Origin of the sequence: Vogesella amnigena, assembly GCF_042648905.1 — a bacterium.
In the GTDB taxonomy this organism is placed as follows: domain Bacteria; phylum Pseudomonadota; class Gammaproteobacteria; order Burkholderiales; family Chromobacteriaceae; genus Vogesella; species Vogesella amnigena.
The window spans coordinates 180,372-194,476 of sequence record NZ_JBHRYH010000017.1; the positions used below are offsets into that span (position 1 = coordinate 180,372).

A 14,105-nucleotide genomic window follows, 5' to 3' on the forward strand; every position below is an offset into this window, starting at 1 on the left:
CCAACACTGAGGCGCCGCCACACTCCGGCAATACGGCGGCAGCCTCGGGAGGAGACCCGCCATGACCCACTCTGCCCATGTTGACCGCTTCGTCATCGACAACCTGCCGCCGCCGGAGCAATGGCCCGAGCTGAGCTTCACCCAGCCGGAACTGCTGTTTCCCACGCGCCTGAACGCCACCAGCCGCCTGCTGGACGAAGCGGTGGCGGAAGGCCATGGCGCGCGCACCGCCATCATCGGCAAACACGGCAGCTGGAGCTATGCCCAGCTGCAGGCGCAGGTAAACCGCCTGGCGCGGCTGCTGGTGGAGGACATGGGCCTGCAGCCGGGCAACCGCGTACTGCTGCGCGGCGCCAACTCGCCGATGTTTGCCGCCGCCTGGCTGGCAGTGTGGAAGGCTGGTGGCGTGGCGGTGGGCACCATGCCGCTGCTGCGCGCCAAGGAGCTGAAGCAGATCCTGCAGCTGGCGCAGATCAGCCATGCGCTGTGCGATGCCAGCCTGGCCGAGGAGCTGCTGCGCGCGCAGCTGGAATGCCCGGCACTGCACGAGGTAGCGCTGTACGGCAACGACGACTTCGACAGCCGGCTGGCGGCCAAGGCGGATGACTTCACCGCAGTGGACACCGCCGCCACCGACCCGGCGCTGATCGCCTTCACCTCCGGCACCACCGGTGTGCCCAAGGGCTGCATCCACTTTCATCGCGACGTCATGGTGATGAGCGAGCTGGTACCGCGCCATTTCCTGCAGCCAGGTGCCAACGACGTGTTCATTGGCACCCCGCCGCTGGCCTTCACCTTCGGCCTCGGCTCGCTGCTGTGCTTCCCGCTCTACGCTCGCGCCAGCACCGTGCTGCTGGAAAAGCTGCCGGCCGAGGAACTGGCGCAGGCCATCGCCCGCCACGGCGCCACCATCTGCGCCACCTCGCCCACCGCCTACCGGCAGATGACCCCGTTGGCCGCAAAGTATGATCTGTCCAGCCTGCAGAAATGCCTGTCCGCCGGCGAAGCGCTGCCCACCACCACCCGCGAGCAATGGCGCGAGGCGACCGGCATCCAGATCCACGACGGCATTGGCGGCACCGAAATGATCCACATCTACATCGCCTCGCGGCCAGAACACTACCGCCCCGGCGCCATCGGCAAGCCGCTGCCCGGCTTTACCGCCATGCTGGTGGACGAAGACATGCAGCCGGTGCCGGTGGGCGCCGAAGGCAAGCTGGCGATCAAGGGCCCCACCGGCTGCCGCTACCTGGCGGATGAGCGGCAGCAAAAATACGTGCGCAACGGCTGGAACATCACCGGCGACACCTTCCACCAGGACGAAGACGGCTACTACTACTACCACGCGCGGGTGGACGACATCATCGTCACCTCCGGCTACAACGTGGCCAGCCCGGAAGTGGAATCGGTACTGCTGGAGCACCCGGCGGTGGCGGAATGCGCGGTGATCGGCGTGCCGGACACCGATCGCGGCCAGATCCTGAAAGCCTTCATCGTGCTGCGCGCCGGCCACAGCGGCAGCGACGCGCTGGTGAAAGAGCTGCAGGATTACGTGAAGCAGCAGGCGGCACCATATAAATACCCGCGCGCGGTGAGCTTCGTCAGCAACCTGCCGCGCACCGAGACCGGCAAGCTGCAGCGCTTCAAGCTGCAAGAGGGGCAGTAAGCCGCAGGCAGGAGATGACCCGCTAGGTCATGCTCGCGCAGCTTCAACATTCTGCGCGAGCACGGCCTGTGGCCAACTTGCTCTGCTCTCAAGTGCTCGACCGTCCACTTAGAATGCGACGTTGCGTTACTACCATAGTAATTTACATATTTTTATTTAATCCGACCTACAAATCAACAGATGTTTTAGCAAAACACCATTAAAGCCGATTACTTTAAAATAGGAACAAATCATGTATTATTATTTAGAATATATGAATATTATTTTTTTGATAAAAATCCAATTACTAGATATTTCTTATCTTTTAACGGTAGATTAAACAGGAAAGAATTAATAACAAGACTGTCGCTTTTGATATTTTCTAGTGGCACACCCATAATCATCATAACTGAATTATTAGCACCAATAAAAAATGAAGTATTTTCTGGTATTTTGTTTATTTTACTTGTTGTAACATTAGCGGTAGTTTTTATCGGCTCACTGAGTATACAGGCCCGTAGATGGCACGACACCGATCGCTCAGGGTGGCACGTACTGCTAAACTTCACCCCCGGAGTATCTGCGCTTTGCTTTTTGTTTCTTATTTTTTGCCCTGGAACTCCGGGGCAAAACCAATATAACAAACCATAAATTCAGCAATAATTTCTTGACTAAATATAATTTCCTCACTTACAAAAATAATAATTATGTTTCGGAAATAGCCTTTCATGCTCGCTAGTAGATTTTTCAGAATTGAGACACTCCCAAAATGCAAAACCGCCGGGCTGGCAGCAGCGCGGCGGTTTTTTCATTCTTCGGCAAAACGCGTCCAGCGTTGCCTCACTTCGGGTCGGCCGGCGGCACACCGCCGCCCTGCGCCAGATAGTTTTTTAGCTTGCCCAGCAGGCCGGACAGCTGCGCCAGCTCTTCTCCCTGCAGGCCGCCGAACAGGCTGCCGATCCAGCGTTCATGCTCCACTGCCATGGCGGCAAACTCCTGCCGCCCACGCGCGGTCAGTGACACCACGTAGGCGCGACGGTCGTCCGGGTCGTCCAGCCGATCGATCAGGCCCTCGTCCACCAGCCGGTCCACCAGCCCGGTAACATTGCCGCCGGTCACCATCATGTGCTCCGACAGCTCGCGCATGCGCAGGCCGTGCGGGTAGCGCTGCAGCTGTGCCATCAGGTCGAAACGCGGCAAGGTGGTGTCAAACTGCAGCCGCAGCACGGTACGCAGCTGCGCTTCCACTAGGTTGTGGCAGGCCAGCAGTTTCAGCCAGGCGCGCAGGGCCTCGTGCGCGGGCGGCGCGGGCTCGTTGCTGTCGGATGGCTGGAACGGTGCTGTGGACATGGCGCGGTAGGCAAGTAAAAGTGGGCACTGGAAGCCGGTGATTCTAAACGATAGCCCAGCACGGCAACATGATTTGTAACAGGCAAATCGTGGTTTCCGGGTTGGCCGCAGCCAACCCGGCACCTGACAACTTACGGGCACCGCGAAAAACCCCAGCCTTCGTCGAGATACTGCGTTGCTCACGATTGTGTCTCCTGACATATCAACACATATGCTGCGTCGACATTTTTCGTTCGCGCCTTGTCTCGCTTAAAAAGCCGGGTTTTCGAGCCACCCTTACTTTTTCATCAGCTTGGCAAACGCCGCTGCCATGGCACCACCGCCCTGCTCCTGCGGTGCCTGCTGGCGCGGTTTGCCGCCGCCACGCGGCTCGCTGCGGCCGGCACCGCTGCGGCTGCTGGTGCCCGGTTCGTCGTCCAGGCGCATTGTCAGCGCGATGCGTTTGCGTGGCACGTCCACCTCCAGAACCTTGACCTTCACCACCTGGCCGGCCTTCACCACCGTGCGCGGGTCGTCCACGAACTTGGTGGACAGCGCCGAGATGTGCACCAGGCCGTCCTGGTGTACGCCGATATCGACGAAGGCGCCGAAGTTGGCAACGTTGGTCACCACGCCTTCCAGCACCATGCCCGGCTGCAGGTCCTTGATGTCCTCCACCCCGTCCTGGAAGGTGGCGGTTTCAAACGCCGGTCGCGGGTCGCGGCCGGGTTTTTCCAGCTCTTTCAGGATGTCGATCACCGTGGGCAGGCCGAAGCGCTCGTCGGTGTAGTCACTGGCGCGCACGGTCCTGATGAAGCTGATGTCGCCGATGATGTCCTTCACCGCGCGGCCGGTCTTGGCGACGATGCCTTCCACCACCGGGTAGGCTTCCGGGTGCACCGAGGAAGCATCCAGCGGGTTGCTGCCGCCCATGATGCGCAAAAAGCCTGCCGCCTGTTCGAAGGTCTTGTCACCGAGGCGGCTCACCTTCAGCAGCTCGCGGCGGCTCTTGAACGCGCCGTTGGCATCGCGGTGCGCCACGATGTTGGCCGCAAGCGTGCTGTTGAGGCCGGAAACGCGGGTGAGCAGCGGCACCGAAGCCATGTTCACGTCCACGCCCACCGCGTTCACGCAGTCTTCCACCACTGCGTCCAGGCTGCGCGCCAGCTGGCTCTGGTTCACGTCGTGCTGGTACTGGCCAACGCCGATGGATTTCGGGTCGATCTTCACCAGCTCGGCCAGCGGGTCCTGCAGACGGCGAGCGATGGACACCGCACCACGCAAGCTCACGTCGAGATCGGGGAATTCCTTCGCCGCCAGCTCGGAAGCGGAGTACACCGAGGCGCCGGCCTCGCTGACCACGATCTTGCTCATGCCCAGCTGTGGGAAGGCGCGGATCAGCTCCTGCGCCAGCTTGTCGGTTTCGCGGCTGGCGGTACCGTTGCCGATGGCGATCAGTTCCACCTTGTGGCGGGTGCACAGTGCGGCCAGCGTGGCGATGGAGCGATCCCAGTCGCGGCGCGGCTCATGCGGGTAGATGGTGGTGGTGTCCAGCAGCTTGCCGGTGTTGTCCACCACCGCCACCTTCACGCCAGTGCGCAGCCCCGGGTCCAGCCCCAGAGTGGCACGCGGGCCGGCCGGTGCGGCCAGCAGCAGGTCCTTGAGGTTGGCCGCAAACACCTTGATGGCCTCGGCATCGGCGGCTTCCTTGATGCGCGCGATCAGCTCCAGCTCCAGCGACAGGAAAATCTTGGCACGCCAGGTGAGGCGCACGGTATCCAGCAGCCACTTGTCGGCAGCGCGGCCGGCATCCTTGATGCCGAATTGCGCGGCGATACGTTCTTCGTATGCGGAGCGCTGCGTCAGCGGGGTGTCGTCCGGCTGGTATTTCAGCGCCACACTGAGCACGCCTTCGTTGCGGCCGCGCAGCAGCGCCAGCGCGCGGTGCGACGGCGTGGTTTTCAGCAGCTCGCGGTGGGCAAAGTAGTCGGCGAACTTGGCGCCTTCCTGCTCCTTGCCGGCCACCACCGTAGCGGACAGCTCGGCTTCGCTCCACAGCTTGTCGCGCAGATTGCCCAGCAGCACCGCGTCCTCGGCAAAACGTTCGATCAGGATGGCACGCGCACCGTCCAGCGCCGCCTTGGCATCGGCTACGCCCTTGTCGGCATCCACGAAGCCCACAGCCAGGGTTTCCGGGTTCTGGGTCGGGTCGGCCAGCAGGCTGTCGGCCAGCGGCTCCAGCCCGGCTTCACGCGCGATCTGCGCCTTGGTGCGGCGCTTGGGCTTGTACGGCAGGTACAGGTCTTCCAGCGTGGTCTTGTTGTCGGCGCCGTAGATGGCGGCCTCCAGCTGCGGCGTCAGCTTGTCCTGCTCGGCGATGCTCTTGAGAATGCTGGCGCGGCGATCGTCCAGCTCGCGCAGATAGCTCAGGCGTTCGCCAAGCATGCGCAGCTGGGTGTCGTCCAGCCCGCCGGTGGCTTCCTTGCGGTAACGGGCGATGAAGGGAATGGTGGCGCCCTCGTCGATCAGGGCAATGGTGGCGCTGACTTGCGCTTCGCGGACATTCAGTTCGGTAGCCAGGCGGCTGGCAATGCTCTTCAACATGCGGCGGGATTCTGTACGAAAAACGGAAGCCGCTACTGTAACGGCATACGCCGGAAAAGCAAGCTGCGGGCTGCACAAAGGCGGCCCGCCCGCCGCGTCAACGCACCCAGCCGGCAGCCGCGTCGCTATCGCTGGCCTTGGCATCCACCCAGCGGCTGTTGCCGTCGGCAAAATCCTCGCGCTTCCAGAACGGCGCCTCGGTCTTGAGGTAGTCCATCAGGTATTCGGCGGCGGCAAACGCCGCCTTGCGGTGGGCGGAAGCCACCAGCACCAGCACGATCTGCTCGCCCGGCGTCAGGCTGCCGACACGGTGCACCACGCGCACCGCGCTGATCGGCCAGCGGCCGGCAGCATCCTCGGCAATGCGTTCGATCTCGGCCTCGGTCACCCCCGGATAGTGCTCCAGGAACAAGGCGGCCAGCGGGGTGGCGGCATCGTGGCCGCGCACCATGCCCTGGAACGCCACCAGCGCGCCGGCGTCGCCAGCCACGGCACGCAGCGCCGCTTCCTCGGCCGCCAGGTCGAAACACTGCTGCTGTACGGTGATATGGCAGTGCATGCTCAGCCCCCGGTTACCGGCGGCAGAATGCCCACTTCGGCACCATCCGGAATCGTCACTTCGCCACGCACCACCTGCTGGTTCACCACCAGGCGGAACACCTTGCCCTCGGCCAGCGCCTCGGCCCAGTCGTTGCCACGGCAGCGCAATGCCGCCAGCAGCGTACTGCTGTCGCCCCCGGCCCAGTCCAGGGTTTCCTCGCCACGGCCCAGCGCGTCCTTGAGACGGCCAAAATACAGAATACGGATACTCACTTGCATTCCTCCAGCCAGCGCGCGATGAAATCGGCGATGGCGTCATGATCGTTCAGCGCCAGTTGTGGCAGCGCAATCTCCAGTGCTGCATCGCTGGCCACCGCCAGCACCTGCGCATCTTCCCGGCACAGCAGCGGCTTGCCAAGTTGCGGGCGATGCACTTCCAGCTTGGGCACCGGCTGCCATTTCTGCCCTTCCAGCAGCACCAGGTCCACCGGCTGCAATCGCGCCAGCTGCTCGGCCAGCGTCAGCTCCTGCGCCAGTTCGGCGAATACCGCCACCCGCTTTGGCGACAGCAACATCACCTCGGCGGCGCCGGCCTGGCGATGCCGCCAGCTGTCCTTGCCCGCCGCGTCCGGCTCGATATCGTGGTGGCTGTGCTTGATCACCGACACCCGCAGGCCGCGTGCGGCCAACCGTGGCAGCAGCGCCTCGATCAGCGTGGTCTTGCCGCTGCCGGACCAGCCGGCAATGCCCAGAACTTTCTGCACACCCTCTCCTTTTGGTGGATTGTGGCACTGCGGCACGGGCTGCTATGGTTGAGCTGTCAGCATTGTCACGCTTGTATACCCCATGCCCACCCCTGCCCTGGCCGCCCTGCGGCCAACCCTGTTGTGCCAGCCCCAGTGTTGTCGGTCATTGTGCCGTGCAGGGGCCGCGCTGACCATCCACCGGACGACCTAGCCATGCTCAACCAAGCGCCGCAGGTGCGCAGCCTGTCCACCAAGCTGCTGACCCTCACCATTGCCTGGCTACTGCTGGCGATGACCTCCATCGGCTACACCCTGGTGCTGTCGTGGAAGCTGGAAGGTGGCGCCGCCGCCATCAATGACGCCGGCAGCCTGCGCATGCGCAGCTACCGCGTGACACTGCTGGTCAGCGAAGGCGCCAGCGCCGACGCGGTGCGCGCCGAAGAGCTGCGCTTCAGCGACACCCTGGCTCGCCTGAAGAAGGGCGACCCGGCGCGGCCGCTGTTCCTGCCGGACAACGCTACCGTACGCGCCCAGGCACAGGAAATCGAACAGCACTGGCAGCAGGAAATGCTGCCGCAGCTGCAGGCCGCCGCCCGCCAGCCACAGCTGGCCGGCAACCGCAGCCGGCCGGATGTCTCCGGCTTTGTCGACCGCATCGACCGGCTGGTGAAGCTGATCGAGGAAGACAACGCCCGTAATACCACCCTGCTGCGCTTCTTCCAGATGGCGCTGATTGCCATGGCCATCGTCGGCTCCTTCGCCATGATGTTCCTGCTGTTCCTGCTGGTGATCCGCCCGCTCAACACCCTGGGAGAAGGCATTGCCCGGCTGCGCAATGGCGAGCTGGACGCCCGTATCGAGGAAGGCGGCAACGACGAATTCGCCCAAATTTCTACCGGCTTCAACCAGATGGCCAGCCACCTGCAGGACCTGTACGCCACGCTGGAGCAGAAGGTAGTGGACAAGACCCGCTCGGTGGAAGAGAAAAACCGCCACCTCACCGCGCTATATGGCACCACGTCATTCCTGCACGAATCACACGAACTGGAACCGATGTGTGACGGTTTCATCGGCCGGCTGATGGAGCTTACCGGCGCCGATGCCGGCAGTATCCGGCTGGTGGATGTGAAACGCGGCCGGATGGAGCTGATTGCCCAGCGCGGCCTGCCGGCAGACATGCTGGCCGATGACCACTGCTCGCCGCTGGATGGCTGCTACTGTGGCGAGGCCGTGCCGCAGCCATTTGCGGTGATCCGCCGCTTCGACCGCATGCAGCACGCCGAGGAAAAACACTGCCAGCGCGCCGGCTTCATGGAAATCTCGGTATTCCACATCCGCCACAACCTGAGCAATGTCGGCATCTTCACACTGTACTTCCGCCGCGTTACCCCGCTGTCACCGCAGGACCAGTTCCTGCTGGAAACCCTGGGCAGCCACCTCGGCCTCGCCATCGAAAACCTGCGCCTGGCGGCGCGCGACCGCCAGTTTGCGGTGGCCGAGGAACGCAACCTGATGGCACAAGGCCTGCACGACAGCATTGCGCAGTCGCTGTCCTTCCTCAACCTGCAGGTGCAGATGCTGGAAGCGGCGATGGCCGGCGGCGAAACCGAGCAGGCACAGGAAAACCTCGGCTTCATCCGCACCGGGGTGCAGGAATGCTACGAAGACGTGCGCGAACTGCTGCTGAACTTCCGTACCCGCATCAACAAGGAAGACTTTGCCGACGCGGTGCGTACCCTGCTGGCGCGCTTCGAACAGCAGGCACAGGTACCGGCCCAGCTCAGCATGCAGGGCAACGGCCTGCCGCTGGACCCGCAGCAGCAGCTGCAGGTGATCTTCATCCTGCAGGAAGCGCTGTCCAATGTGCGCAAGCACGCCCAGGCACAGCATGTCACTATCGAAATCCAAAACGAGGCCGATTTCGTGATGACCATTCGCGACGACGGCTGCGGCTTCGACCAGCAGCGCTTCGAGGCTCGCAAGAGCCGCCACGTCGGGCTGTCCATCATGCAGGAACGCGCCGCGCGCATTCATGGCCACATCGACATCCAGCCGCTGCCCAGCGGCACCGAAGTCCGCCTCACCCTGCCCCACACCGAAAGACAAGCCGCATGAACCAGACCATCCGCATTCTGCTGGTAGACGACCACACCCTGTTCCGCAGCGGCCTCAAGGCACTGCTGCAGCGCCAGCCCGACTTCGACATCGTCGGCGAGGCCGCCGACGGCCTGGAGGGCGTCAAGCTGGCCGAGCAGCTGAAACCGGACGTGGTACTGCTGGACATCGACATGCCGCAGATGAACGGCCGCGAGGCGCTGGCGCAGATCCTGGTGACCCAGCCGCAGCTGGCGGTGCTGATGCTCACCGTGTCCGAAGACGGCGACGACCTGGCCGAGTGCATGAAGAGCGGCGCTCGCGGCTACCTGCTGAAGAACATCAATGCCGATTTTCTGCTGTCCAGCATCCGCCGCGCGGTGGATGGCGACAGCGTGCTGTCACCGGAAATGACCGCCAAGCTGGTGGCGAGGCTGCGCACCCCGGCCAGCGAGGTGCGCAACCTGGAGCTGGAAAGCCTCACCCCGCGCGAACGCGAAACCCTGGCCTGGCTGGCACGTGGCGTGAGCAACAAGGAAATCGCCCGCGCGCTGGATCTGGCGGAAAGCACGGTGAAGGTGCATGTGCAGAACATCCTGCGCAAGCTGAGCCTGTCCAGCCGGGTGCAGGCAGCGGTGTACGCGGTGGAGCACGGGCTGGACAAGGTGTGATGCCGGGCACGGAATATCTCGGTAACGTTCGGGAAACTGGCGGAACGCCCCAGCGGGGCTTCCGCCCTAAGTCTAGGCAAAAAGGTTGGCCGCAAGCTTGCGGCCAACCTTTTTTGCTGCCAGGCACTGCGGCTCAGTCGCGGAACGTGGCCTTGCCGCCGGTAACAGCTGCCATCACCGCCTGCTGGATGTCTTCCGACAGCAACATCGCCGCATTCCAGGTGGCCACGTAGTTGAGGCTGTCGGCCACCGTGTGATCGCGGCTGTAGTTGAGGATTTCCTTGGTGCCGCGCACCGCCAGCGGCGACATGGCGGCAATCTGCGCGGCGGTGGCCAGCGCGTCGGCCAGTGCCGACTCGGCATCCGGCTGCACGCGGTTCACCAGGTGGATGCGCTCGGCCTCGGCGGCCGGCAGGTCGCGCGCAGTCAGCGCCAGCTCGCGGGCGTTGCCCTCGCCCACCACCCGCGCCAGCCGCTGCAGGGTGCCGACATCGGCCACCATGCCCACCGCCACTTCGCGCACACTGAACACCGCATTGGCGGCGGCGATGCGGATATCCGCCGCCAGCACGATATCGAGCGCACCGCCGACGCAGGCGCCGTGGATGGCGGCGATCACCGGCTTGCGGCACTGCTCCAGGCTGCTGACATTGGCCTGCAGCGCCAGAATCAACCGGCGCAGCTTGTCGCGCTTGCGCGCTTCGCAGGTATCTTCCACCGCCTGCTGCATGCCCATCAGCATGGCAAGGTCGATGCCGGCGCAGAAGTGTTTGCCGTTACCGGACAGCACCACGGCGCGCACCTGCGGCTCTGCATCGCACCATTCCAGCGCCGCCTGCAGCTCCTGCCACATCGCCTCGTTCAGCGAGTTGGCCTTGTCCGGCCGGTTCAGCGCCACATGGGCAACATGCTGATCCAGCGTCACGGTGAGCGTGCTGTAGTCCATGCTCAAGCCTCCTTGCGCTTCTTCGGCACCCAGGCCCACACCATTTCGCAGGCAATCGGCGACTCGCCGGATTCATCCGTCACCACTACATCCACCAGCACGTCGCCCTTGTCCTCGCTGAACATGCGGCCAACCTGTTCCGGGCTCAGCGTGGCCACCGCGCGCATATCGCCCTGCGCGCGCTTGAAGTAGCTCACCTTCATCGACTTGAGCAGCATCAGCTTGTCGTCCGGCACATTCATGCCCACCACGAAGCCGGTGGCGGTTTCGGCCAGCAGCGCCATGGCTGCGGCGTGCAGGCCCTGGATGTGGTTCTGCACCTTGCGGCGGTTCTTCACGCTAACCACCATGCGCTCGCGGCCAACTTCCTCGAATACCAGCCCGGCGGTGCCCAGGAACGGGACGAAGCGGCCGAACATGCGGGTAATCACCCAGCTGCGCAGGCCGGCCGGCAGTGCGGCGGTCTTGTCCACCATGCGGCACATGCTGTTTTTGGTTGTGCTCATCTTGTTTCCTCGTGTCGTGTTGTTGCTGTTTTAGTTGTGATCGCCTGCTGCGGCCAGGCCAAGCAAGGCCGCCAGCTGCGTCTTGATGCCGGAGATGGCATCCGGGTCGAAACGCGCCAGCTGCAGCGCGCCCTGCAGCGCGGCAAACAGCAGCGCGCCCATGCCCTCAGCGCTGCCGGCGTAGTGCATGCTGCCGTCGGCACGGCCGCGCGCCACGATGTCCACCGCCCAGGCACGCATCTCGGCCACGAACGCAGCGGCTACCTGCTGCATCTCCGGCGGCAGGGTGTGCAGCTCGGCGGACAGGATGCCGCTGGGGCAGATCTGCTGGCGCTGGTGGTAGCTGTCGCTCAGGCTGTAGTAGCGCGTCAGCTGCTCGACAGGTGCCAGCCCGGCCTGCGCCGCCACAAAGCGGGCAAAGCGGCGCCGGTAGCGCTCGATCAGCGCCATGCCCAGGTCGGTCTTGCGTGCAAAGTGGTAGTGGATGGCGGCGTTGCGCACCCCCAGTTCGGCACTGATGTGCTGATAGCTGAAGGCATTGAAACCGCGCGTCAGCAGCAGCGATTCCGCCAGGTCGAGGATCTTTTTGCGCGTGTCCTGTCGCGCATCGTTGGCCGCAGTCATGCGGCGACTCTACTTACTGGTCAGTAAGCAGTCAATCGATCGTTTGAATTTTCTCAAGCGCGCGCAATCACCCGCTTCGGAGCCGGCCCAGATATGCGCCAAACTGCATGACAGCGCGGACGAATCGGTTATGATGGCGAATCGATTTTCCCCACCCCAGCAGGACACCATGAAATTCAAGTTCAGCAAGATGCATGGCCTCGGCAACGACTTTGTCGTCATCGACGGCGTGCGCCAGACCGTGCAGCTGACCACGGAGCGTCTGCGTCAGCTTGGCGACCGCCATACCGGCGTGGGCTTTGACCAGCTGCTGCTGGTGGAAGCGCCGCAGGCGGCGGAAAACGATTTCCGCTACCGCATCTTCAACAACGACGGCAGCGAAGTGGAACAGTGCGGCAATGGCGCCCGTTGCTTCGTGAAATTCGTTACCGAGCAGAAGCTCACCAACAAGCGCGCCATCCGCGTGGAAACCGCCAAGGGCGTTATCGTGCCGATGCTGGACGACAACGGCCTGATCACCGTGGATATGGGCGTGCCGCGTTTTGCGCCGCTGGACATCCCCTTCATTGCCGAAGGCGACGCCATCAGCCACCCGCTGCAGGTAGGCGAACATTCGGTGGACATCAGCGTGGTGTCGATGGGCAACCCGCATGCGGTGCAGGTAGTAGCCAATGTCGATAACGCGCCGGTTGCGGAACAAGGCCCGCTGATCGAGCGTCATAGCCGCTTCCCGGAACGCGTCAATGCCGGCTTCATGCAGATCGTGAACCGTGGCGAGATCCGCCTGCGGGTGTACGAACGTGGCGCCGGCGAAACGCTGGCCTGCGGTACCGGCGCCTGCGCGGCGGTGGTGGCCGGCATCCGTCGCGGCCTGCTGGACAAGGTGGTACTGGTGCACACCCGCGGCGGCGACCTGACCATTTCCTGGGGTGGCCCCGGCCTGCCGGTAAAGATGACCGGCCCGGCCGCCACGGTATTCAACGGCGAAATCGAAATCTAGCGGCCCTGCGGCCAACGTGATGCAAGGAGTGTGCTGTGCAAGCTGATGACATTCTGGCCTACCTCGACGACAACCCGGACTTCCTGGCCAGCCATGCGCCGCGCTATGGCCTGAAGCCCTTGCAGGAACGAGTGGTATCGTTCGCTGATCGTCAGATGCTGGACCTGAAGGATCGCAACCGTCAGCTGGAAGCTCGCCTGACCCAGCTGATCCGCCACGGCGAGCAGAATGACCAGATCGTGGCACGCAGCCACAAGCTGGCACTGGCGCTGCTGCGCGGCCACAACCTGGCAGCCGTCAACCAGGCAATCCAGCAGGTTTTTGCCGAACACTTCGGTCTGCAGCGCGTCGCCTTGCGGCTATGGCACCCGGCAGCGGAAAACAGCGAGTTCTACAACAGCCGCCAGGACATCCGCCTGCTGGCTGGCAACCTGTCCGCCCCCTACTGCGGCCCGTATGCCAGCGACGAGATCATCGGCTGGTTTCCGGCCACCCCGGTGCTGCAATCCTTTGCCCAGGTGGCACTGCGTGACGGCACCGAACCGTTCGGCATGCTGGTGATTGCCAGCGACGACCCGCAACGCTTCACCCTGGAAATGCAGACCCATTACCTGGCGCAGATGGGCGAACTGATGTCGCAGGCGCTGCTGCGGGTGCTGGACAAGGCATGAGTCCGGACCTGGCCAGCCTGCTGTTGCTGGCGCCGCTGGCACTGTACAGCCTGCATGCACTGTGGCGGCTGATCGCCAGCGACAGCCTGCCTGCTGCATTCGCCTTCGTTGGCGGCTATTTCATCTGCGCGGTGCTGTTCCGCCTGACCCTGCCCTCGCTGGCAGTGGTACCGATCTGGCTGCCTTTCCTGTTCCCCTACGCCTGGACCGGCATCGCCGCGCTACTGCTGGCCAGTGGCACCCTGCGGCTTGGCCGCAAGGGGATAAGCCTCGATGGCGTGCCACCACTGCTGAGCGCCTATGCGCTGTCGCAGCTGTGCCTGCACCTGGGCTTGATGGCACTTTCCACCGTGCTGGCCGGCAGGCCGCTGCAGGCCTACGCCATGCTGCCGCCACTGGTGGCCGCCAGCGGCTACCTGCTGTACCGACTGTGCCTGTGGCTGAGCCAGCAAAACCAGGGCTGGCTGTCGTGGCCTGGAGTCATCATCACTGCCGTGGCGGCGCCACTGTGCCTGGGATGGGCGGTGGAACTACTGGTACCGGTGCTGCTGCGTTATCTGTAAACCCTGGCCATATCCGGCCCTGATAAGGGTTGCGCATCTGGGAGGTGGGGCGCCCCAGATATCCCGGATGCTGCGGCTTATTCGAGCGCCCCGCTGGCTCGCTCTCCGCATTAGGAAAAACCCTATAGGCATGACAATATACTCATCGCGATATTGATTGGGAATA

At 63.7% G+C, this 14,105-nt stretch carries 15 protein-coding genes; 7 read left to right on the forward strand and 8 right to left on the reverse strand.

Annotated features, from left to right (window positions below; all coding sequences use genetic code 11):
- The first annotated feature begins 61 nt into the window (after positions 1-61).
- The gene (locus ACFOKJ_RS08090) at positions 62-1,666 is read left to right on the forward strand and encodes an AMP-binding protein (protein WP_390278358.1); all 1,605 of its coding nucleotides are present in this window, start codon (positions 62-64) and stop codon (positions 1,664-1,666) included.
- Positions 1,667-1,948: 282 nt separating this feature from the next.
- Positions 1,949-2,296 carry a DUF805 domain-containing protein gene (locus tag ACFOKJ_RS08095; RefSeq protein WP_390278585.1) on the forward strand — a complete coding sequence of 116 codons (348 nt, stop codon included), beginning with the start codon at positions 1,949-1,951 and terminating at the stop codon, positions 2,294-2,296.
- A 189-nt stretch (positions 2,297-2,485) separates the two neighbouring features.
- On the opposite strand, the gene ACFOKJ_RS08100 is transcribed toward ACFOKJ_RS08095, so the two are convergent.
- The 5 genes from ACFOKJ_RS08100 to mobB form a co-directional block, all read right to left on the reverse strand.
- The gene (locus tag ACFOKJ_RS08100; protein WP_390278362.1) at positions 2,486-2,995 is read right to left on the reverse strand and encodes a MarR family winged helix-turn-helix transcriptional regulator; all 510 of its coding nucleotides are present in this window, start codon (positions 2,993-2,995) and stop codon (positions 2,486-2,488) included.
- Between the two features lie 276 nt (positions 2,996-3,271).
- Complete coding sequence (locus tag ACFOKJ_RS08105; RefSeq protein ID WP_390278365.1) at positions 3,272-5,578, reverse strand: Tex family protein; 2,307 nt, start codon at positions 5,576-5,578, stop codon at positions 3,272-3,274.
- Positions 5,579-5,675: 97 nt separating this feature from the next.
- Positions 5,676-6,137, reverse strand: a complete 462-nt coding sequence (locus ACFOKJ_RS08110) for a molybdenum cofactor biosynthesis protein MoaE (protein ID WP_390278368.1) — start codon at positions 6,135-6,137, stop codon at positions 5,676-5,678.
- Positions 6,138-6,139: 2 nt separating this feature from the next.
- On the reverse strand, positions 6,140-6,391 hold the full coding sequence (locus ACFOKJ_RS08115; protein ID WP_390278371.1) for a MoaD/ThiS family protein: 252 nt from the start codon (positions 6,389-6,391) through the stop codon (positions 6,140-6,142).
- Complete coding sequence (gene mobB, locus ACFOKJ_RS08120) at positions 6,388-6,882, reverse strand: molybdopterin-guanine dinucleotide biosynthesis protein B (protein ID WP_390278374.1); 495 nt, start codon at positions 6,880-6,882, stop codon at positions 6,388-6,390. Before mobB ends, ACFOKJ_RS08115 begins: the two co-directional genes overlap by 4 nt.
- Before the next feature lie 195 nt (positions 6,883-7,077).
- On the opposite strand from mobB, the gene ACFOKJ_RS08125 reads away from it, so the two are divergent.
- Complete coding sequence (locus ACFOKJ_RS08125; RefSeq protein WP_390278377.1) at positions 7,078-8,979, forward strand: type IV pili methyl-accepting chemotaxis transducer N-terminal domain-containing protein; 1,902 nt, start codon at positions 7,078-7,080, stop codon at positions 8,977-8,979.
- Positions 8,976-9,629 carry a response regulator gene (locus ACFOKJ_RS08130; protein ID WP_390278380.1) on the forward strand — a complete coding sequence of 218 codons (654 nt, stop codon included), beginning with the start codon at positions 8,976-8,978 and terminating at the stop codon, positions 9,627-9,629. Before ACFOKJ_RS08125 ends, ACFOKJ_RS08130 begins: the two co-directional genes overlap by 4 nt.
- A gap of 133 nt (positions 9,630-9,762) precedes the next feature.
- Here the strand turns inward: ACFOKJ_RS08130 and ACFOKJ_RS08135 are convergent, their stop codons facing one another.
- Genes ACFOKJ_RS08135 through ACFOKJ_RS08145 form a run of 3 tightly spaced genes read right to left on the reverse strand, consistent with a single transcriptional unit; the run spans position 9,763 to position 11,705 of the window.
- Positions 9,763-10,575 carry a crotonase/enoyl-CoA hydratase family protein gene (locus ACFOKJ_RS08135; protein ID WP_390278383.1) on the reverse strand — a complete coding sequence of 271 codons (813 nt, stop codon included), beginning with the start codon at positions 10,573-10,575 and terminating at the stop codon, positions 9,763-9,765.
- A 2-nt stretch (positions 10,576-10,577) separates the two neighbouring features.
- Complete coding sequence (locus tag ACFOKJ_RS08140; RefSeq protein WP_390278386.1) at positions 10,578-11,081, reverse strand: DUF4442 domain-containing protein; 504 nt, start codon at positions 11,079-11,081, stop codon at positions 10,578-10,580.
- Positions 11,082-11,111: 30 nt separating this feature from the next.
- Positions 11,112-11,705: a TetR/AcrR family transcriptional regulator gene (locus tag ACFOKJ_RS08145; RefSeq protein WP_390278389.1), complete on the reverse strand. Its 594-nt coding sequence runs from the start codon at positions 11,703-11,705 to the stop codon at positions 11,112-11,114.
- A 169-nt stretch (positions 11,706-11,874) separates the two neighbouring features.
- On the opposite strand from ACFOKJ_RS08145, the gene dapF reads away from it, so the two are divergent.
- Genes dapF through ACFOKJ_RS08160 form a run of 3 tightly spaced genes read left to right on the forward strand, consistent with a single transcriptional unit; the run spans position 11,875 to position 13,939 of the window.
- Positions 11,875-12,705, forward strand: coding sequence for a diaminopimelate epimerase (gene dapF, locus ACFOKJ_RS08150; RefSeq protein WP_390278392.1), 831 nt, complete (start codon positions 11,875-11,877; stop codon positions 12,703-12,705).
- 35 nt (positions 12,706-12,740) lie between these two features.
- Positions 12,741-13,376: a DUF484 family protein gene (locus tag ACFOKJ_RS08155; protein ID WP_390278395.1), complete on the forward strand. Its 636-nt coding sequence runs from the start codon at positions 12,741-12,743 to the stop codon at positions 13,374-13,376.
- Positions 13,373-13,939, forward strand: a complete 567-nt coding sequence (locus ACFOKJ_RS08160; protein ID WP_390278398.1) for a hypothetical protein — start codon at positions 13,373-13,375, stop codon at positions 13,937-13,939. Before ACFOKJ_RS08155 ends, ACFOKJ_RS08160 begins: the two co-directional genes overlap by 4 nt.
- The last annotated feature ends 166 nt before the right edge of the window (positions 13,940-14,105 follow it).

Excerpts from the sequence above, each read along its gene's own strand:
- ACFOKJ_RS08135 (WP_390278383.1), bottom strand. The coding sequence starts at position 10,575 with ATGGACTACAGCACGCTCACCGTGACGCTGGATCAGCATGTTGCCCAT.
- dapF (WP_390278392.1), top strand. The coding sequence starts at position 11,875 with ATGAAATTCAAGTTCAGCAAGATGCATGGCCTCGGCAACGACTTTGTC.
- ACFOKJ_RS08125 (WP_390278377.1), top strand. The coding sequence starts at position 7,078 with ATGCTCAACCAAGCGCCGCAGGTGCGCAGCCTGTCCACCAAGCTGCTG.
- ACFOKJ_RS08100 (WP_390278362.1), bottom strand. The coding sequence starts at position 2,995 with ATGTCCACAGCACCGTTCCAGCCATCCGACAGCAACGAGCCCGCGCCG.
- ACFOKJ_RS08105 (WP_390278365.1), bottom strand. The coding sequence starts at position 5,578 with ATGTTGAAGAGCATTGCCAGCCGCCTGGCTACCGAACTGAATGTCCGC.
- ACFOKJ_RS08140 (WP_390278386.1), bottom strand. The coding sequence starts at position 11,081 with ATGAGCACAACCAAAAACAGCATGTGCCGCATGGTGGACAAGACCGCC.
- ACFOKJ_RS08090 (WP_390278358.1), top strand. The coding sequence starts at position 62 with ATGACCCACTCTGCCCATGTTGACCGCTTCGTCATCGACAACCTGCCG.
- ACFOKJ_RS08130 (WP_390278380.1), top strand. The coding sequence starts at position 8,976 with ATGAACCAGACCATCCGCATTCTGCTGGTAGACGACCACACCCTGTTC.
- ACFOKJ_RS08160 (WP_390278398.1), top strand. The coding sequence starts at position 13,373 with ATGAGTCCGGACCTGGCCAGCCTGCTGTTGCTGGCGCCGCTGGCACTG.
- ACFOKJ_RS08145 (WP_390278389.1), bottom strand. The coding sequence starts at position 11,705 with ATGACTGCGGCCAACGATGCGCGACAGGACACGCGCAAAAAGATCCTC.
- ACFOKJ_RS08110 (WP_390278368.1), bottom strand. The coding sequence starts at position 6,137 with ATGCACTGCCATATCACCGTACAGCAGCAGTGTTTCGACCTGGCGGCC.